Genomic DNA, 17473 nt, shown 5'->3' on the forward strand with positions numbered 1-17473 from the left:
ACGGCAACAGCGAGGTTCGCGGCGACCGCGGCGGCCGGGGTCACCGCTCGACCTGCTCGTTTGCTGCGCCCTCGGCGAGGGCCTGCTCGTCGGCGAGGCGGTCGGCGTAGGTCCGGATGGTGCGGCGGGCGTTGCTGTACCCGGTGAGCAGGCCGCGGGTTGAGCGGTTGAGTCCCCATCGGGTTCGGGTCTCGGCGTGCTCGGCCTCGACCAGGGCGGCGAGCTGCTGGGCGTGCGCGGTGAGGATGATGCGGGCGGCGCCGAGGGCCTGTTCGGGCGTGCGCGTTGCGGTGGTGTCGAGCAGGACGTCGCGGAGCGTGGCGAGCACCTGGTCGCGGTCGTCGGCGTTGAAGTCGAGGGCGTCGCGCACGTCGGCGACGGTGAGCGCGGGCGCCTCCTCCGCGGCCTGCTGCGCGGCGGCCATGTTGGCGGCGACGGCGAGCAGGGCGTCGAGGCCAGAGGGGCGCTTCGCCGAGCGGAGGCCGCGGACAACGGCGGCGCGTACATCGGTAGCGGCGAGCAGGGCGCGTGGGGGCGAGGCGACCACGTCGCGGGCCCTCTGCTCTGCGGTGGCCTCGTCGGCGGTGATCGGCTCGTCGCCGTCGGCGCGCGCGGCGGCGTCGAATTGGTCGGCTGTCTGGCGCAGGGCGTACGCAACGACGGCCTTACTGATCCCGTTGGCGTTGGCCTCCACGCTGATGGAGTCCTCGCCGTTGGTGCCGGTGGCGGGGCGGATGATGACGGCGGCGAGGGTGTCGCGGCCATCGACGACGGCGACGCGTGCCTCGACGTGCTGCTCGTCGGCGACCAGGCGCTCGGCGACGTGGCCGAGCAGGGAGTCGAGGGCGGCGAGGCGGGTGGCGGCGGTCATGGTGGGGCGCTCCTGTCGTGAGGTGGTCATCGCTGCGCGTGGGCGGCGGTACGGGCGCGGTGCACGTCGTGTCGGCGCGGGCGGGTGCCGCTGTGCGAGGTGCACAGGGCGTCGGGCTGTGAGCCGCACGTCGGGCACGCGACGCTGATCGCGGGCAGGTGCAGCGCGGGGGCGTCGTCAACGTCCGGGGCGGGGTGGGTGCGAGGCGGCATGGCGGGGCGCTCCTGATGTCAGTGGTGGGCGGTATCGCGTGCGGGCCCGCGCGTGGGCGGGCCCGCGTCCGGTCGCGGGGTGGTGGAACGGGTGAGTGCGTGGGGCTCTGCGGCCTGTCGCGGCCGACGTTGGGAAAGGCGGTGGGAGCGTCGGTACATGACTGACGCAGAGCGCTTGCTAAACGGCATTCGTGCTGGCCGGGTCTGGGCCAAGAGCGAGGCAGATCGTCACCGCATGGCGGCCACGGCGGGCTCAAAGCGCGAGCCGAACGCAGAATTGGCCGTGGCGTATATCGCCATTGGGCAGGTCCTGGACAAGATCATTGAAAGTGCCCAAAGCGACTAACTTCCCCTTCATGCTCAGAACGGGGGCTCGTCGTTGCGTCCGCGGGTCGACCACTGATCGGCGGTGGCCGGCTGGCCGTAGCCCTGGGTCTGCTGGCTGCCGTACCCCTGTTGGGGCTGCCGCGAGGCGCCCAGAGTGTTGCTGTTGGCCTTGGTCACGACGGCGGTTGCGCGGAGCAGCGAGGGGGCGACTTCCTCGGCCTGAATTTCGTAGCTGCTGCGCTTGGAACCGTCCGCGGCCTCGTACTGGCGTTGGGTGAGGTAGCCGGTGACGGTCACGCGCATGCCGCGTTGTACGGACTCGGCGACGTGCTCGGCCTGCTGGCGCCATACGGCCACGCCGAGGAACAGGGACTCGCCGTCCTCCCACGCGTTGGACTGCTTGTTGAACTTGCGGGGCGTGCTGGCAAGGCGGAAGTTCGCGACGGCGGCGCCGCCGGGGGTGAATCGCAACTCGGGATCGTTTACGACGTTGCCGGTCATGGTGATGGTGGTCTCGCCGGACATGGCTAGGCGGCCCTTTCGAGGGTGGGAGTGGTGCGGGGGCGGAGCGGAGCGACGGGGGCGAGGCGGGCGTCGCGCTGGGCGGCACGGGCGGCGCGCGAGCGGGCGTTCTTGCACGCGCGGCACTTCCGGGTGTTGTCGGGCGCCCGGTAGGTGTTCGCCTCGTCGTAGGCGTGGTTGGCGGGGCAGTGCGTGACGGCGGCGCGGGCGGCGACGTGGTTCGAGCTGGCGAGGATGTTCTCGCGGTGCGTGATGGCGCGGAGGTGGCCGGGGTTCACGCAGTCGCGGCGGCGGCATTGGTGGTCGACTTCGAGGCCGTCGGGTATCGGGCCGTGGGCCTGTTCGTATGCGAAGCGGTGGGCTTTGACGGTGCGGCCGTTCCAGAACGTGCCGTAGCCCTTGTTGTTGAGGCTGCTGTCCCACAGGTGGCACGGGCCTGGGCAGTTGCGGCGGAGCGACCAAGGGCCGGTGGTGTCCACCTTGGCGGCGAACCGCTGTGCGGGGGTGGGCCGTTCCACGGAGGTACCTCCTGCGGGATGTAGTTGCGCTGAATGTTCTTCCGTGGATGGTCACTATCGTCCACGAGTGGACGATAGCGGACGGGGGGCGGCCTTGGCCGTTCTGTGGTCACCCCCCGTCGAGCGGCTACGCGGCTGCTGGGAGGGCGAATTGAGCGCCGGTGGGGGTGAGCGTCCACCCGTGGGCGGTGAGCGCCTGGGTGACCTGCTCGGCGATGTTCTGGGGTTCGCTGTGGCCGAACTGCTGGGCGTCCTCTACGGCGGCCCGGATGACGGCAACGGCGGCGGCCGGGATCACTGGCGGGGCCCGGACACGTGCCGCACGGTGGCGCGTCCGCAAGCCTCGCGGGCCACGGGCGGGCGCATCATCAGGCGGGCCACGGCCGCGAGTTCGCGCTCGGCGTTCTGCTCGCGAGCGGCTTCGTTCTGGGCGAGCTGGGCGGCGTACTCGTCGGCGAGGCGCTGCTCGCGCGCGGCGGCGAGTACGGCCTCGCGCTTCCTCTGCTCGGCCTGGTGGCGCTCGGCGAGCAGGGCGGGCCCGTCGACCTCGTACAGCGTCTGCCAGTTGCCGTGTTCGGCGTGCTTTTCGACGGTGACGCGGGCGCCCTGCTCGGCCATCTCGCGGGCAATGCGGCGCACGGCCTTACGGTCCGGGGTCACGGTGACGGCGGGCCTGGTCGGGCGTGCGGGCCACGTGCCGGTGATGCGGTACCGGCTGCTGTTCCTGGTCCGGTCGCCGGTGTTGGCGTGGCGCCGGTAGGGCGCCTTGCCGGGGTGCTTGCGATTGCGGTTCATGCGGCCTGCTCCGGGGTGAGGGCGGCATAGGCGGTCTGCCGCTGGTCGTGGGTGTGGCTGCGGAGTTCGGCGCCGGACGGGCGCTTGCACGGCATGCCCTTGCGTGCCCGGCAGTTGGTGCGCGGGCAGTCGACGGCCAGTTCGGGAAAGCGCACGCGGCGGGCGCCGATGCCGTGCTCGGCGAGCTGCTCGCGAAGGTGGTGGGGCATCTCGCCGATGCGGGCGATATGGGCGGCGACGTCGGGAGCGGGCCCGCCGGTCAGTTCGCGATAGGTGGTGGCGGGCACCGCGCCGGTGGCGACGGCGTGCCGGGTGCCGAGCAGTTCGGCCCGGTAGGACGCTGGGTCGTCCGGGTCGGCCTGCGGGGTGGGGTCGGTGTGCCGGTCGAGGATGTCGCGCTTGAACGTCCACCAGGGGCGCGAGACGTCGGCGGGCTTGATTGGGTAGGGCGACGTGGCGATGTGGTGGCGTACGACCTGTGAGGCGTCCCAGTGGCGTCCGCCTGGGTGCTCGGCGGTGGCCGCGACGTCGGCGAGCAGGTCGGCCCACTGGTCGAGGACTTCGGCGGCGGCGCCCTGGTCGGCGGGCGCGCTGCGCGGGTCGAGCTTCACGGCGTAGGCGAGCAGGGCGGCGACTTCTCGGCGGTTCACTGGGCCTGCTCCTGGGGGTCGTCGAGCGCGGCGGCGAAGAGGTCCGCGGCGCGCTGCACGCGGCCGGGGCGGGCGGCGGCGAGGGGGATCACGTCGGCGCCGGGCGCGGGGTCCTTGCGGATGTCGGCGAGGGCGAATTGCAGGGTGCCGCCGGTGACGGGCTTCGATGTGGCGCCGAGTCGGTCGAGGGCGGCCCACAGTTCGGGCGGGGCGATGCCGTTGCCGAGGGCCTCCTCGACGGCGCGGCGGATGCTGGCCTTGCCCTGCGCCGTGCCGCGGCCGTACTTGGCCCACCACGCGGTGAACATCTCGGCCGCGGGCCCCTGCTCCCCCCGGCGGGGGGTAGGGGGGTTACTACCTCCGTAGGAGGTAGTAGGGGACGGGTCGGGTCGGGGGGAGCGTGACGGGCCCATACCGTCACGCTGTGACGTACCGGCCTGACCTGCGATGTCGTCCGGAAACGCGATCTGATTCGTGTGGCGTTCGCGGTTTTCCGGCGATGAATCGTCATCGATTCGCGGGCGGTTCGCCGACGAATCAGCGCGATTACGTTCCTGGTGCCGCTGCTCGGCGGCCTTCTCGCGGGCCCGCTGCTGGCGTCCGGCGGCCTTGGCGCGGCTGTCCTCGACGGTCGCGCGGGTGGGGTTGTAGATCAGGAAGTCGTGCATCACGTAGTCGCCGACGGGCGGCTGTGTGCATCGGGGGCAGGTGTGGCCGTGGGTGTGCCACAGGCCGGCGGAGACCAGCTTTCGGGTCTGCGGGGCGGTGCCGTAGAGCTGGGCGACCACGCCGGGCACCAGGCCCTCGGTGAGGTGCTGGGCGGCGTAGGCGCCTGCGCGTGTCCACAGACCGAGCGCGGCGTTTCCGGCTTTGAGCATCTTGGGGTGGCCGTACGCCGTGTCGTCGACCTTGAACCAAGTCACGGGGGTTGTGCTCCTTCAGGGGTGCGGCGCCTGGGGCGAGGGGCTCGGTGGCTCTCCCTCGCCCCAGGGGCCCGTCTAGGCGGCGGAGTAGTACGGGCGGGTGTGGGCGGGCTGGTGCTCGTCGCAGCGCGGACCGCACGGGTAGAGGCGCACCGGCAGGGCGCCGCACCGGGGGTTGCCGTGTTCGCAGTCCGCGGCGGCGGCCGGGTTGTTGCACGCGTTGCAGTACCGCTTGCCGTTCTCGCGGTGGCGCCCGTGTACGGCTTGGTCGTGGTCGCAGGACGGCGGCCGGTGCTCGATGCCCTTGACGGCGGCGAGGGCGGCGCGGTCGCGTTGGCGCGCGGCCTGGTCGTCGACGTGTCCCGGATCGCAGCATCCGGCGTGCTCGCACACCGGGCGGACCGTGCCGACCGGTTGGCGGCCGGTGCGCAGGAGGAACGCGGCCTGATAGGCGGTGTAGTCGCGGCCCTGGTGGCGGAAGCGACCGCCCCCGCTGGTGGGGCGGCCCGTCCACTCGCGGTGTTCGCCCACGGCTCGCGTGCGGGCCGCGAACACCTTCGCAAGTCCCTCCGGCACGTCCTGAGCCGGGATGGTGTCGGGGGAGTGCTCGGTCACTGCTCGCCCCCTGCCTGCGCGACGGGTGCGGGGGCGAGGGCGGGAAGAACGTGTGCGGCGAGGGCGCCCTCGCGCCACGCCTGGGCGACCAACTCGCGCCCGTCTACCGGGCTCTTGGTGCTGCGGCGGGTGTAGGTCATGCGGTGGGTTGCGGCACGGTGTGGCTTCAACGCGATGCCGGGCACCTCGTGTGCCTCGCCGGTGGTCGAGTCGGCGTAGTGGGCTGTCCCGGCGGCGGTCGCCTCGGCCAGCACCTTTGCCGTAAAGGCAGGCTGTACGCGGGTGATGACCTGGGCGGGGATCACCTCGACGACGTGCTCGCTCGGGTAGGTGTCGCGGACCCACACGCGAAACGCCTCGTCGTCGATGACCTGGGCGGCGATCTCGCCACCGATCCGGCTGACGCTGCCCACCTTCAGGCCGCCGGGCAACGTCGCATCGACCTTGGTCGTGCCGGTGGCCTTGTACTGCTGGTTGAGCAGGTGCTGTACGTCGGTGCTCGCCTCGGCGTGCGCGGTCTTGATCTCGTCGAGCAGAGCGCCGAGGACGGCTTTGCGGGTGACGGCGTCGCGGACGGCGGCCGGGTCCGGCGCGGTCGGCTTCGGGGCCTGCTCGGTCACTGGGCACCCCCAGCGGCGGCGGCCTCGATCATCTGCCGGAACGCGTCGAGCTGGGCGGCGGTCGCCTGCTCGATGGGCAGGCCATAGACGCGCTCGAAATCGGCGTCGAGCGTGGGCAGGTTGGCACGGGACGCGGCGAGCCTGAGCGCGTTCTCGGCCTCCATAGCGGCCTTCTCGTCCGCGGGAACGTCATGTTCAGCGGCGCGCGCGTCAGCGGCAGAGTGCGGCGCGGGGCCGGTCGGCTCGGGCTGTCGGGCGCCCGGCTTGGTGCTGCCGATGTGCGCGACGCGGGCGAGCTGCTCGGCATTCTCCCCGCTCTCCTGCAACGCCTCGTACAGCTTGCGCACGTCCTCGACGGTCGCGGCCTCGTGCGCTTGGCGGATGACGTCGAGGGCGGCGAGGTAGTGCTCGGGCGCCCCTGACGTGCGAGCGGCATCTATCAGCGCGGCGAGCTGGTCGGGGTCGGGGGTGGTGACGGCCTCAGCGAGGTAGTCGCGGCGCTCGGCCTGCGGCGGGGTGTTCGGCGTCGACTGCACGACGGTCACGCCCTCCTGCATGGGCGGAGTGTCGGCGCGCTCGACGACGGCTGGGTTTCCTTCCTGGTCGACGACTTCGCCCAGCTCCTCGGGCGTGTAGATGGCGCCGTGAAGGACTTCCGGGCACGCGATGCGCACGCTTTCGGCGATGCTGCGTGCCCGCAGCATGGCGCGCGGGAACCGTTCCCACGGCTGCGGCTGGTTGTTCTTGTCGCGTGAGTAAGGGCGTTCGTCGCGGAGCGTGCACAGACCCGCGGTCACGGCGTCATCGAGCGTCCACTCGATAACGGTCTCGTCGTCGGGGTCGTCGTGCCGCTGAATGCGGACCTCGCACCGTGTGCGCTCGGACTTGATCCGGACACGGTGACCGGCGGCGCGGGCGCGGCCGAGCATGAGGTCGGCGGACTGGCACGGCTTGCCCTTGATCACGTGAATGGTCGTGATGGTGGTCACGACGTCGAGGCCAAGGGCGCGGCCGTACTCCATCGCCCACAGGACCGATGCGGGCTGCTTGCGGTAGGCGTCCGGCAGTAGCGGGGTCTGCGCGAGGGACTCGCAGAACTGCCACGCCTCGTAAGGCGACATGTGGGAGAGGGACAGGGCGCCCCCGCGAGCCGGGGCGACGGCGGTCGGAGCGTGGGCGGTGGCGACGGTGGTCATGGTCACGGGCGGGCGTTCCTGTTCTGTGCGGTGCGGTGGCGAATGTGGGCGGCGGCCTTGGTGATGCGGGTGGCGAGGGTGATCGCGTCGTCGGGGTCGAGCAGGGGGTCGAGGGCGACGGCGGCCGGGCAGTCGTCGAGCAGGGCCTCGCGGGTGGCGTCGGCCTGGGCGGCGCGCATGGCGCGGCCGTGCTCGGTGGCGTCGTCGCTGCACATCGCGAAGTCGAGGGCGACGACGCTCGCGGCGTGGGCGGCGAGCAGTCGGCCGACGGCCTTGGGGTCCTGGGCGTAGGCGAGGGCGAGTTCGTCGAGCAGCGGGTCGACCTGCTCGGCGAGCGGGAGGCGCACGGCGATGCCGTCGGCGGAGAGCTGGGGGCGCATCACGGGCGCGACTCCTCGGCGGTGTCGAGGCCGAGAACGGCGGGTGCAGTCGGCTCGTCCGCGGTGAAACGGCCGGTGCGAGCGTCGTAGGTGAGGGGGCGCGAGCGGTCGACGCCGGGGAACATGCGGGCGAGCAGGCCGAGGGTGGCGCGGTGCGCCTCGCGGTCGGCGGCCACCGGGCGCCCCTGGGCATCGGCGAGCATGACGCGGGTGGAGCGCCGTTCGGTCCCGTCCTGGACGGTCCATACGGGGACGGTCCGCACGCGGACGGTTGTGGGGGCAATCGCGTTCAGCTGTCGGGCAATGACTGCGACGCGGGCGAGATGACGGCGGCCCACGCGCACGCCCCGTATGGCGAGGGCGGCACGTGGGATGCGGCGAGTAGTCTCTGTTCGGTTCACGATCGGGTCTCCAAGCGGTCGTGACGGGGCCGCTCCGGGCGCAATCCGGGGCGGCCCCTTGGCGTTGTCAGGCGGCGGCGCGGTGGGGAAGGGTGCGTGCGGCTCGGTCGGCGCGTATGGCCTGTTCGAGTTCGTCCACGGACGGACCACCGGGGGCGTAGCAGGCGCGGGCGGCGGCCTGTACGGGCATGCGGTCCATGGCGTCGGAACCGGCCCGCCAGGCGCGAGCGGCGGCGCGCATGGCCTGTTTGCGAACCAGGCTCGGCGCACTCATGCGGGCGCCTGCGTCATCAGTTGGCGGGCCGATACGCCGTAGTGGTCTTCAACTGCTGCGGCTACTGCGGCTGATGGGGCCGTGTGGCCGTGCCACAAACGCCACGCAGTGTTACGTGCAACCTTCAACCGACGTGCGGTGTCTGACGGGTTGCGGTCGCCCTGGCCGACAGCAGCGGCGACAAACGAAGTGCGGTCGTACATGCATCGTCCTTCCACGGGTGGACCGTTCCGTCCACGAGTGGAACGTTAGCACGATGATCGAACACATGAGCCACACGAGGCGCCGTGAATATGCAGGAGTCCCATGCTTGACGCACGGTGTAACATTGCGGACACTCGGTAACTCGAACGAGAGTTCGAACAGGTTCCGCAGGTCAGGGGGGAATGTGAGAGTCCGCGAGCGAGAATCGGCCGCGCTTATCGGCCGCCATAGCCGCTATGGTCCACGCGCGGTATGTTCCATCCATGGAACGAACGAACCCAGGCGACCCCAAGCACTTCGCCCGCTGGCTCAGAAACCAACTAGATCGCCGCGGGTACGACCTACGACCTAGGGGCGGCGGACAGACCAAGTTCGCCCAAGACTCAGGCATCGGTCGCGCCACGATCAGCCGCATCCTGGCTGGCAACGGCGCCACCGACACCGGCGTACTCGCCACGCTCGCCGCGACCCTGGAAGTACCCCTCAGCGAGGTACTGGTCATCGCCGGAATCCTCGACGCGGACGAACTTCACGCCGTCCGCAACCCCGACCGCAGCGCCGGCCACCTCACACCCGAGGAGGCCGCCGACGAACTCGGTATCGAAGACCCCCAATCAAGGGCCCTCTTCATCTCTATGACACAGACCCTGCAACGCACCCCGGACCCCCAAAACGGAGGTGACCGCGCAGCAGAGCGCTAACCGCACGGAGGCACAGTGAACAGCCGGTACATGCCCGCCCTCGCCCTAATCCTGCTCGGAACAGGGCTCGCCGCGGGCGTCCTCGGCCTCGTCGGCGACAACATCGACGTCTTCCGGTGCGGCATCTTCGTCACCGTCTGCTCGTTGCCTCTGCTCATCCTTCGCACCCTGCGCGAATCCCAACACGTCAGCGCCCACCAACTCGCCGAGGCCGACAAAGCCGGATACCGCCGCGCCCTGGACCACGTCGCCCGCGGCCTGCTCGACAACCACACCGCGCCCACCCCCCAAGGGGGCGACCGCGCCACCGTCGAGCAGGTAGCGGGCAACGTGTTCCACATACGCCCGCTCCCCTACAAGGGAGAGGAACGGAAGGCACTGTGACGAGAGCGCAAACGTTAGAAACCCCCCAAGCCCCACCAGGCATACGCGAGCCATGGGTCGGTTACATCCGAGTCAGCACCTACTACGAGGACAAGATCAGCCCTGACATTCAGCGCGCGGCCATCAACGCATGGGCCGACCGCACCAACCGCCGCATCGTCAAGTGGATCGAAGACCTCGACATATCCGGCCGCACGTTCAAGCGCAAGATCATGAACGGCATCAAGACCGTTGAGGAGAGGGAAGCGCGCGGCATCGCCGTCTGGCGATACAGCCGCTTCGGGCGCTCCCGCCACGGCAACGCCGTGAACCTCGCACGGCTCGAACAGGTCGGCGGACGACTGGAGTCGGCGACAGAATCCACCGACACCAGCACCGCATTCGGGCGCCTGCAAATGGGGATGGCGTTCAAGTTCGCCGAGTTCGAGAGCGACCGTATCGGCGAAGTCTGGGCCGAGACCCGCGAACACCGCCGGGCACACGGCCTACCGGCCACCGGCGGGCAGCGATGGGGCTACAAGTGGCACCGCCGCGTCCTCGACGAGAAAGGCGTACTGCACCCCGAGTGGTACGAACCGGCCGAAGACCTCGGCCTGATCGCACTCGACCTCTACGAACGCGCCGCCGACGGCCAGCCCATGAACTCACTGACCAAGTGGCTAGGACGCAACGGCTACACCGGCACCCGCGGAAAGCCATGGAACCAAACCGGACTCACCCGCTACATGGACTCCGGATTCCCCGCGGGATGGCTGCGCTACCACCCCGACGATTGCGACTGCCCACCCGCAGACCCCGAGGGCAACGTGCACCGCGCCGCCCTGTGCAAGAAGAAGGTTTACATGCCGGGGTCGCACGAACTGATCGTCAAGGAAGACGTATGGGAGGAGTACCAGCGCAGACGCAAGCTCGCCAGCAACAAGCCAGCCACCAACCGGGCACCGGCCTACCCCACATCAGGGCTGGTCGTCTGCGGTCGCTGCGGCGGCGCGACAGTGGCCGGGGGAGGCTCCACGTACGGCGCGGGCAAGGTGCTCATCCGGAAGAACGGATACGTCTTCCGATGCAGCGCGCACAAGGACAACGCCACCTGTGACGGCGTCTACATCCTCCGCGCCGTCGTAGAAGACAAAGTGCTCGAACGCCTCGCAGAGTGGGCCGACGAGATCGAGGCCGAGGCCGCCAAGCTCGCGGACCAGGAGGCAGCCAACCCCAAGAAAACCAAGGAGGACCCGACCACACCAGCCGCACGACTTGAGGCGGCGCGCAAGCGACTGCACGACCGGCTCGCCGAGATCGAGACCGAACTCGACAGGCAAACGAGCCTGGTCTCACGGGGCATCATCCCCGAGGACAGTTACACCCGTGAGCGCGACCGGCTCACGACGGAACAGAACTCCGTCACCGAGGAGCTAGCCGCGCTCGACGCGAGCACGGATCAGACCGAGGTCACCAAGGCCGACTATCTGCCGGTGATTCGCGGCCTGGTCGACCGCTGGAAGATCACGCCGGTAGACACTCGGCGGGCCCTCCTGCGCACGCTGCTGCGTGGAGTATGGGCGTACCCGAAGATGAAGGACGCGAACGGCGACGTCATCGTGCCGTACGCCGTCCCCGTGGCCGTGTGGGAAGAACCACCGGCCACGATCGGGCGCCGCGCTGCGGCATAACCGCAGGTCACGCAACGAGCGTCCGTCCATCGCCTACTTGAGAAGGTTGGCCAGGCTTTCGTTGCTCACGACATCTCCCATTCCCAGGGTGTCCGTTGTGTCCAAAGCCACAGCTCATCAGACCCGAACCCCTGGTGACAAGAGCTTGCCGAAAATTGGTTTAGACCTTTACTCGGGTGGGCGGCTCCTCCCGTGGTGATCCCTGGTGCGGCGACGGTGTGACCTGGTCGAATACGTCGTCGGGGCTGCCGGTGAGCAAGTAGGCCTGCGCCTCGCCGACATGGAAGTACATGCCATGCAGTTCGAGGGCGCCCTCGGCCAAGCGCCGCGCCACGGCCTCGTGACCGCGCAGGTGCTCCAACTGCTGGACCACATTGGTCAGACAGAGCTGCTCGACCGCGTCGGCGGGGGCCCGCCCGGCGAGCCGTGCCCAACCCTCCTTCTCGTGAGCCGCCATGCGCTCAAGGCTCGGCATCCCGTGCCGCAGCCACCGCTTCAGGGGCGTCTGGGCACCCCCGGGCGGGGTGGTGAGCAGCGCCTGCATCGCCCCGCACCCGGAGTGCCCGCACACGGTGATGGACCGCACCTTCAGTACGTCCACCGCGTACTCGATCGCCGCGGCCACCGAGTCGTCGCCACTCTCGGCGCCCGGCAGCGGCACCAGATTGCCGACGTTGCGGACGACGAAGAGGTCACCTGGGCCGCTCGACGTGATCATCGACGTGACGAGCCGGGAGTCGGCGCAGGTCAGGAAGAGCTGTGAGGGCTGCTGTCCCTCGCGTGCGAGCCGGGCCAGCTCGCCCCGCACGTGCGGCGCCGTGTTCCGCTGGAACGCGCTGATGCCGCTTTCCAGTTGATACCCGCTGCGCCGTCCCTCGCCCCTGGGGGCTTCCTGGGGCCGGTCGCAGTGGTGGTTGCGCCAGGCCGTCCAGGGCCGGCAGCAGGAGTGCGACGCTCCGGCGGGCTCGGCGATCCGCGTCCCGGCGCGTCCGGTCACCTCGACGGTGCCGCCCTGCGCGGTGTGCGCGTCCTGCCAGCACTGCAGCGCTTCGTACGCGGCATGGTCCATGAACGATCCGTCCAACTCGACGATGGTCGCCGCGCCTTGGGGTACGAGATGCAGCGCCCTGCTGAGACGCGGCACGGCAAGGAAGGTCAACTGCCCCCGGACGCGCACGTGGTGGACCACGCCCTCCTCGGTGTGGGTGATCCGGGTGCGGGCGAGGCGGTGCAGCGCGACGGCCACGGCGACGGCGACGCCGATGGCCACGCCTTCGAGCACACCGAGGAAGACGACGCCGGCGGTCGTGGTGGTGTACACGAGGGTCTCGCGGTGGCGGGTGATGACGCGGATGTGGTTCAGGCTCACCATCTGGATGCCGACCGCCATCACCAGGGCGGCCAGCGCGGCGAGCGGGATCAGCTCAAGGAGGGGGACCAGGAGCAGGGCGGCCACTACTACCCAAACGCCGTGCAGCATCGTGGAGTTCCGGCTGACGGCACCGGCCCGCACATTCGCCGTGCTGCGCACCGCGACCCCGGCGACGGGGAGCCCGCCGAGCGCCCCGGACACGGCGTTGGCGGCGCCCTGGCCGAGCAGTTCGCGGTTGAGGTCGGAGCGGACGCCGCCGGCGCGCGGGTCGCGCCGCCCGGAGGCGAGCTTGTCCACGGCGACGGCGCCGAGCAGCGACTGCACGCTGCAGACCAGCGTGATCGTGAGGACGGCGGCGACGAGCCCGAGGACGGGCCCTTCGGGCAGGCCGACCAGCGCGTGACTGCGCCACGACGGCAGGTCGACCCTGGCCACGCTCAGCCCGGCGACCACGGCGACGGCCGTCGCCACGGCGACGGAGACCAGGGGAGCCGGTACGGCACGGAGGGCTCGGCCCGCACGCCCGGGAATCCGCGGCCAGAGCAGCAGCACCGCCAGGGTCAGCACGCTGATCGACAGCGCCGCCGGGTGCAGGTCGGCCAACTGGGCGGGCAGCGCGCGGAGGTTGTCGAGCACGGCGCTCTGCGGGGTGCCGCCGAGCACGATGTGCAGCTGGGCGACGGCGATGGCGACGCCGATGCCGGCCAGCATGCCGTGCACGACGGCGGGGCTGACGGCGAGCGCCGAGCGGGCCACGCGCAGGCAGCCGAGGCCGAGTTGGGCGATTCCGGCGAGGACGGTGATGGCGCAGGTCGTCCGCCAGCCGTACTGGTGGATGAGGTCGGCGGTGACGACCGTGAGCCCTGCGGCGGGGCCGCTGACCTGCAGCGGTGATCCGCCGATCCAGCCGGCGACCAGGCCGCCGACGGCGGCTGCCACGAGGCCCGCCTGGAGCGGTGCTCCGGTGGCGAGCGCGATGCCGAGGGACAGCGGCAGGGCGATCAGGAAGACGGCGATGGACGCGGAGACGTCGGCGCCGGCGATGCGGAACTTACGGAACTTGCGGAACCTGCCGGGCGGCGGCGCGTGGGGCTCGTGGTCGCGTGATGCGTGGGCCGAGTCGGTGGCGTGGGTGGGGACGCAGGCAGACATGGTTTCCCGTCTCCTCCGGGGCGGCGCGGTCGCGGGACAAGGGGTCCTCCGGGAGGTCTCCGGAGGGCGGGTCGCGGCCGTGGGTCACGGCGTTGCAGCGGCGGGATTTCTCAACTCTCGGTAAACGAATCGTAATGGAGAGTAAAGGTCTCGGATAGACAAGCGGGGCAAATGGGGCACTAGATCACCCCGAAGGGTGAATAAAGCTATTCGTCGGCTTGTCGGAACGTCTGCTTCATGCCTCCGTGCGACGTTGGCGGCGCTATGGGTCATTTCCGGGCAATTCCTGCCCAACCACCTCCGGTGGTGACCCCTGAAGTGCCCCCCGTGGGGTCCCCGCAGTGTCGCTGCGGCCGGGCCCCGATTCGAAGCCGACGTGAAGGAAGAAGGTGGGCGGAAGATGGCCGCCACCCAGAGGATCCAGCGGATCGCCGCGGGCATCACCGCCCTCGTGGCATCCGTCGCGGTACTGGCCGGTTGCTCGAGCGGCGACACCGGCGCCAAGCCAGGCGCGCCGGGCGCCAAAAAGGCAGCGCCCGCCCCGGCCCCCAAGAGCGCGGTCCGCATGATCGGTGACGGCTCCACCGCCTTCACCGGCCGGCAGCCGCACCTGCCCGAGCCCACCCGTCTGAGACCCGGCCAGAAGCCGCCCCAGTTCGTGGTGTTCTCCTGGGACGGCGCGGGCGAGGACAGCCAGAAGCTCTTCTCGCACTTCCGCAAGGTGGCCAAGCGGAACGACGCCACGATGACGTACTTCCTCAGCGGCGTGTACATGCTCCCCGAGTCGAAGCGGAAGCTCTACGAACCGCCGCAGCACACGGCAGGCAGCTCGGACATCGGCTTCAACGACCGCAAGGGAATCAAGGACACCGTTAAGCAGCTCCGCGGTGCCTGGCTCGAGGGCAACGAGGTCGGCACCCACTTCAACGGCCACTTCTGCGGTGCCGGCCGCGGTGTGGGCGAGTGGTCGGTCACCGACTGGAAGAGCGAGATCAAGCAGGCCAAGTCCTTCGTGAAGGCCTGGAAGACGAACACGGGCATGAAGAAGGCGCAGCCGCTGCCGTTCGACTACGACAAGGAACTCATCGGCGCCCGCACGCCCTGTCTCGAAGGCCAGAAGAACTTCATGCGGGCGGCTCGCGAGCTGGGCTTCCGCTACGACACCAGCGGCGTCAACAACCAGGTCTGGCCCAAGAAGAAGGAAGGCCTCTGGGACCTGTCGATGCAGCTGGTCCCTGTCCCCGGCCGTAACTTCGAGACGCTGACCATGGACTACAACTTCATGGTGAACCAGTCGGGCACGACGTCGCAGGGCGACCCCAGCAAGCACGAGTACTGGGGCGACCAGATGCGTGACGGCCTCCTCCAGGGCTTCGACCGCGCCTACAAGGGCAACCGCGCCCCGCTGATCATCGGCAACCACTTCGAGTCCTGGAACGGCGGCACGTACATGCGCGCCATCGAGGAGACGATCGAGTCGGTCTGCACCAAGCGCGAAGTGCGCTGCGTCTCCTTCCGTCAACTCGCCGACTGGCTCGACGCCCAGGACCCGCAGACCGTGGAGCGCCTCACCAAGCTCCCGGTCGGCAAGGCCCCGAAGGAGGGCTGGGCGTCCTACCTCTCCGCCCAGCCCGCACCGGCCCCGAAGGGCGTACCGGGCGCCCCGGCAGCCAAGCCGTAACTCCCCTGCGGGAGTTCAGGCCGTGGCCACGGTCCGCTCACGCAGCACGAAGTCGGGGTCGACCTGGGCAGCCAGGTCGGCACCCGTCCTCTCGTTGCCCCAGCTCTGCGCGTTCTTCAGATGGAAGTGGACCATCTGACGGGTGTAGCGATCCCAGTCCCTGCGGTCGTACGAGGTGTCGACGGCGCTCTGAAGTGCTTGCAGGGAACGGCGGTTGTCCTCCTCGAGGAACTCGAACCGGGGCGGGCGGCCCTTCTCCATGGCGCGCACCCAGTCCGAGTGCCCGACCGTCACCAGGAGGTCGTCGCCCACCTGCTCGCGCAGGAAGTCGACGTCGTCCTGGCCCTGCACCTTGTTGCCGACGACCTTGAGGTCGACGCCGAAGTCGCGTGCGTATTCCTTGTACTGGCGATAGACGGAGACCCCCTTCCGGGTCGGCTCGGCCACCAGGAACGTCATGTCGAAGCGGGTGAACATGCCGGACGCGAAGGAGTCCGAACCCGCGGTCATGTCGACGACCGCGTACTCCTCGCGCCCGTCGACCAGGTGGTTCAGGAACAGCTCCACCGCCCCCGTCTTGGAGTGGTAGCAGGCGACACCGAGGTCGGCTTCGGTGAACGGCCCTGTGACCATCAAACGCACGGCTGCGTCGTCGAGTTCCACCGGCCGCGCACACGCGTCGTACACGGGGTTGTCCTCGCGCACCCGCAGGATCCGCGAGCCCTCGCCGGGCGGTGTCGTCTTGATCATCGTGTCGGCGGATGCGATCCGCGGATTGGAGCCCCGCAGGTACTCCTTGATGAGGGGGAGTCGCGCGCCCATGGCGGGCAGGGCGGCGGCTTCCGCCTCGTCGAGGCCGAGCGCGGGGCCCAGGTGCTGGTTGATGTCGGCGTCCACCGCGAGGACCGGTGCTCCGGTGGCGGCGAGGTGGCGGATGAAGAGCGAGGACAGCGTGGTCTTGCCGCTGCCGCCCTTCCCTACGAAAGCGATCTTCATGTTCACCAAGGGTAGCCGGACGATCACCTGCCGTATCGATGCGGCGTGAAGAAGACCACTCCTTCGTGGGGCGGGCCCCAGGGGTGCGTAGGGTCGTACTCATGAGTACGACAGCCGATCCGCTCGCGGCCCTGGGCGCCCTGCCCGGCGTGGCCGACTCCGTGGACTCCGTGCGCAAGGCCGTGGACCGGGTCTACGGCCACCGGATCATGCGGCGCCGCAGCAATGAGGTGACCTCCGAGGCGGCCCTGCGCGGCGCCCGCGGCTCGGCGGCGCTCTCCGGGGCCGACTGGGCACTCGAAGAGGTACGCCGACGCAGTGACTTCAGTGGCGACGGCGAGGCCCGCACGATCGGCGCGGCCCTGCGGCTGACCGCGGAGGCCGGTCAACTCCTGTCCATCTGGCGGCAGTCACCGCTCCGGGTCCTCGCGCGCCTCCATCTGGTGGCCGCCGCGGAGAACGACGAGGCGGCGGGGCGGCCGCGGCTGGCCGGTGAGCCGGTCGACGAGCCGCTGGTCGAGCTGGATGTGCCGGACTCCGACGAGGTGGCGGGCCGCCTGGAGGGGCTCTCGCAGCTGATCATCGCGGGGGGCTCCGCGCCGGCTCTCGTCACGGCGGCCGTGGTGCACGGCGAGCTGCTCAGCCTGCGCCCCTTCGGCTCGCACAACGGCCTGGTCGCGCGGGCGGCCGAGCGCATCGTCCTGGTGGGCAGCGGGCTCGACCCGAAGTCCGTCTGCCCGGCCGAGGCCGGTCATGCGGAACAGGGGCGGGCGGCCTACGTGGGGGCGCTCGACGGCTACGCGTCCGGGACGCCGGAGGGCATGGCCGCCTGGATCGCCCACTGCGGGCGTGCGGTCGAACTGGGCGTCAGGGAGTCGACGGCGGTCTGCGAGGCGATGCAGCGCGGCGCGGCCTGAGGCGTCTGCGTGGGGAGAGGTCCTGCGCGAAGGGGCCCTGAACAGGGATGCGGCGGTACGAGTTCTCGTACCGCCGCTGGCATGTTCACCGT

Annotated in this window: 22 protein-coding genes; 6 read left to right on the forward strand and 16 right to left on the reverse strand. The window is 70.4% G+C overall.

Annotation, left to right across the window (positions count from 1 at the left end; translation table 11 throughout):
• Window positions 1-40: 40 nt before the first annotated feature.
• Window positions 41-871 carry a hypothetical protein gene (locus E5671_RS45475; RefSeq protein WP_202121262.1) on the reverse strand — a complete coding sequence of 277 codons (831 nt, stop codon included), beginning with the start codon at window positions 869-871 and terminating at the stop codon, window positions 41-43.
• A 26-nt stretch (window positions 872-897) separates the two neighbouring features.
• The gene (locus tag E5671_RS45480) at window positions 898-1083 is read right to left on the reverse strand and encodes a zinc finger domain-containing protein (protein ID WP_202121263.1); all 186 of its coding nucleotides are present in this window, start codon (window positions 1081-1083) and stop codon (window positions 898-900) included.
• Window positions 1084-1240: 157 nt separating this feature from the next.
• On the opposite strand from E5671_RS45480, the gene E5671_RS25895 reads away from it, so the two are divergent.
• On the forward strand, window positions 1241-1429 hold the full coding sequence (locus E5671_RS25895; RefSeq protein WP_160506323.1) for a hypothetical protein: 189 nt from the start codon (window positions 1241-1243) through the stop codon (window positions 1427-1429).
• Window positions 1430-1443: 14 nt separating this feature from the next.
• Here E5671_RS25895 and ssb read toward each other — a convergent pair whose 3' ends face one another.
• From ssb to E5671_RS25950, 12 genes are all read right to left on the reverse strand, one after another.
• Entirely contained in the window at window positions 1444-1935 is a 492-nt protein-coding gene (ssb, locus tag E5671_RS25900; RefSeq protein ID WP_160506324.1) for a single-stranded DNA-binding protein, read from the reverse strand.
• Window positions 1936-1937: 2 nt separating this feature from the next.
• Complete coding sequence (locus E5671_RS25905; protein WP_160506325.1) at window positions 1938-2450, reverse strand: HNH endonuclease; 513 nt, start codon at window positions 2448-2450, stop codon at window positions 1938-1940.
• 127 nt (window positions 2451-2577) lie between these two features.
• Window positions 2578-2748, reverse strand: coding sequence for a hypothetical protein (locus E5671_RS45485; protein WP_336605848.1), 171 nt, complete (start codon window positions 2746-2748; stop codon window positions 2578-2580).
• Window positions 2745-3245 carry a hypothetical protein gene (locus E5671_RS25910; protein WP_160506326.1) on the reverse strand — a complete coding sequence of 167 codons (501 nt, stop codon included), beginning with the start codon at window positions 3243-3245 and terminating at the stop codon, window positions 2745-2747. Before E5671_RS25910 ends, E5671_RS45485 begins: the two co-directional genes overlap by 4 nt.
• Window positions 3242-3895, reverse strand: a complete 654-nt coding sequence (locus E5671_RS25915) for a zinc finger domain-containing protein (protein ID WP_160506327.1) — start codon at window positions 3893-3895, stop codon at window positions 3242-3244. Before E5671_RS25915 ends, E5671_RS25910 begins: the two co-directional genes overlap by 4 nt.
• Entirely contained in the window at window positions 3892-4818 is a 927-nt protein-coding gene (locus tag E5671_RS25920; RefSeq protein WP_160506328.1) for a mucin-2, read from the reverse strand. Before E5671_RS25920 ends, E5671_RS25915 begins: the two co-directional genes overlap by 4 nt.
• Before the next feature lie 75 nt (window positions 4819-4893).
• Window positions 4894-5433 (reverse strand): hypothetical protein, encoded by a 540-nt coding sequence (locus E5671_RS25925; RefSeq protein ID WP_237330243.1) that lies wholly within the window; start codon window positions 5431-5433, stop codon window positions 4894-4896.
• Window positions 5430-6053 carry a hypothetical protein gene (locus E5671_RS25930; RefSeq protein WP_160506329.1) on the reverse strand — a complete coding sequence of 208 codons (624 nt, stop codon included), beginning with the start codon at window positions 6051-6053 and terminating at the stop codon, window positions 5430-5432. The genes E5671_RS25925 and E5671_RS25930 overlap by 4 nt, the downstream gene beginning before the upstream one ends.
• Window positions 6050-7255, reverse strand: coding sequence for a recombinase RecT (locus E5671_RS25935; protein ID WP_160506330.1), 1206 nt, complete (start codon window positions 7253-7255; stop codon window positions 6050-6052). The genes E5671_RS25930 and E5671_RS25935 overlap by 4 nt, the downstream gene beginning before the upstream one ends.
• Complete coding sequence (locus tag E5671_RS25940) at window positions 7252-7629, reverse strand: hypothetical protein (RefSeq protein WP_202122288.1); 378 nt, start codon at window positions 7627-7629, stop codon at window positions 7252-7254. The genes E5671_RS25935 and E5671_RS25940 overlap by 4 nt, the downstream gene beginning before the upstream one ends.
• Window positions 7629-7892, reverse strand: coding sequence for a hypothetical protein (locus tag E5671_RS25945; RefSeq protein ID WP_336605849.1), 264 nt, complete (start codon window positions 7890-7892; stop codon window positions 7629-7631). The genes E5671_RS25940 and E5671_RS25945 overlap by 1 nt, the downstream gene beginning before the upstream one ends.
• 205 nt (window positions 7893-8097) lie before the next feature.
• Window positions 8098-8304 carry a hypothetical protein gene (locus E5671_RS25950; protein WP_160506332.1) on the reverse strand — a complete coding sequence of 69 codons (207 nt, stop codon included), beginning with the start codon at window positions 8302-8304 and terminating at the stop codon, window positions 8098-8100.
• Window positions 8305-8771: 467 nt separating this feature from the next.
• On the opposite strand from E5671_RS25950, the gene E5671_RS25955 reads away from it, so the two are divergent.
• From E5671_RS25955 to E5671_RS47460, 3 genes are read left to right on the forward strand one after another with little or no spacing between them, the layout of a single operon-like run.
• Window positions 8772-9209, forward strand: a complete 438-nt coding sequence (locus E5671_RS25955) for a helix-turn-helix domain-containing protein (protein ID WP_160506333.1) — start codon at window positions 8772-8774, stop codon at window positions 9207-9209.
• Window positions 9210-9224: 15 nt separating this feature from the next.
• Complete coding sequence (locus E5671_RS25960) at window positions 9225-9593, forward strand: hypothetical protein (RefSeq protein ID WP_160506334.1); 369 nt, start codon at window positions 9225-9227, stop codon at window positions 9591-9593.
• Complete coding sequence (locus tag E5671_RS47460; RefSeq protein WP_160506335.1) at window positions 9590-11263, forward strand: recombinase family protein; 1674 nt, start codon at window positions 9590-9592, stop codon at window positions 11261-11263. The genes E5671_RS25960 and E5671_RS47460 overlap by 4 nt, the downstream gene beginning before the upstream one ends.
• A 160-nt stretch (window positions 11264-11423) precedes the next feature.
• Here the strand turns inward: E5671_RS47460 and E5671_RS25970 are convergent, their stop codons facing one another.
• Complete coding sequence (locus tag E5671_RS25970; protein WP_160506336.1) at window positions 11424-13787, reverse strand: bifunctional SulP family inorganic anion transporter/carbonic anhydrase; 2364 nt, start codon at window positions 13785-13787, stop codon at window positions 11424-11426.
• Window positions 13788-14187: 400 nt separating this feature from the next.
• Between E5671_RS25970 and E5671_RS25975 the strand changes: the two genes are divergently transcribed.
• Entirely contained in the window at window positions 14188-15468 is a 1281-nt protein-coding gene (locus E5671_RS25975; protein ID WP_160506337.1) for a hypothetical protein, read from the forward strand.
• 15 nt (window positions 15469-15483) lie between these two features.
• Here the strand turns inward: E5671_RS25975 and E5671_RS25980 are convergent, their stop codons facing one another.
• Entirely contained in the window at window positions 15484-16464 is a 981-nt protein-coding gene (locus tag E5671_RS25980) for an ATP-binding protein (RefSeq protein WP_160506338.1), read from the reverse strand.
• A gap of 101 nt (window positions 16465-16565) precedes the next feature.
• Between E5671_RS25980 and E5671_RS25985 the strand changes: the two genes are divergently transcribed.
• The gene (locus E5671_RS25985) at window positions 16566-17381 is read left to right on the forward strand and encodes an oxidoreductase (RefSeq protein WP_160506339.1); all 816 of its coding nucleotides are present in this window, start codon (window positions 16566-16568) and stop codon (window positions 17379-17381) included.
• The last annotated feature ends 92 nt before the right edge of the window (window positions 17382-17473 follow it).

Source organism: Streptomyces sp. BA2 (assembly GCF_009769735.1).
Taxonomy (GTDB): domain Bacteria; phylum Actinomycetota; class Actinomycetes; order Streptomycetales; family Streptomycetaceae; genus Streptomyces.

Coding starts and splice junctions, on each gene's coding strand:
- E5671_RS25980 (WP_160506338.1), bottom strand. CDS start 16,464: ATGAAGATCGCTTTCGTAGGGAAGGGCGGCAGCGGCAAGACCACGCTG.
- E5671_RS25940 (WP_202122288.1), bottom strand. CDS start 7,629: ATGCGCCCCCAGCTCTCCGCCGACGGCATCGCCGTGCGCCTCCCGCTC.
- E5671_RS25910 (WP_160506326.1), bottom strand. CDS start 3,245: ATGAACCGCAATCGCAAGCACCCCGGCAAGGCGCCCTACCGGCGCCAC.
- ssb (WP_160506324.1), bottom strand. CDS start 1,935: ATGTCCGGCGAGACCACCATCACCATGACCGGCAACGTCGTAAACGAT.
- E5671_RS25895 (WP_160506323.1), top strand. CDS start 1,241: ATGACTGACGCAGAGCGCTTGCTAAACGGCATTCGTGCTGGCCGGGTC.
- E5671_RS25970 (WP_160506336.1), bottom strand. CDS start 13,787: ATGTCTGCCTGCGTCCCCACCCACGCCACCGACTCGGCCCACGCATCA.
- E5671_RS25955 (WP_160506333.1), top strand. CDS start 8,772: ATGGAACGAACGAACCCAGGCGACCCCAAGCACTTCGCCCGCTGGCTC.
- E5671_RS25985 (WP_160506339.1), top strand. CDS start 16,566: ATGAGTACGACAGCCGATCCGCTCGCGGCCCTGGGCGCCCTGCCCGGC.
- E5671_RS25975 (WP_160506337.1), top strand. CDS start 14,188: ATGGCCGCCACCCAGAGGATCCAGCGGATCGCCGCGGGCATCACCGCC.
- E5671_RS45475 (WP_202121262.1), bottom strand. CDS start 871: ATGACCGCCGCCACCCGCCTCGCCGCCCTCGACTCCCTGCTCGGCCAC.
- E5671_RS25950 (WP_160506332.1), bottom strand. CDS start 8,304: ATGAGTGCGCCGAGCCTGGTTCGCAAACAGGCCATGCGCGCCGCCGCT.
- E5671_RS45480 (WP_202121263.1), bottom strand. CDS start 1,083: ATGCCGCCTCGCACCCACCCCGCCCCGGACGTTGACGACGCCCCCGCG.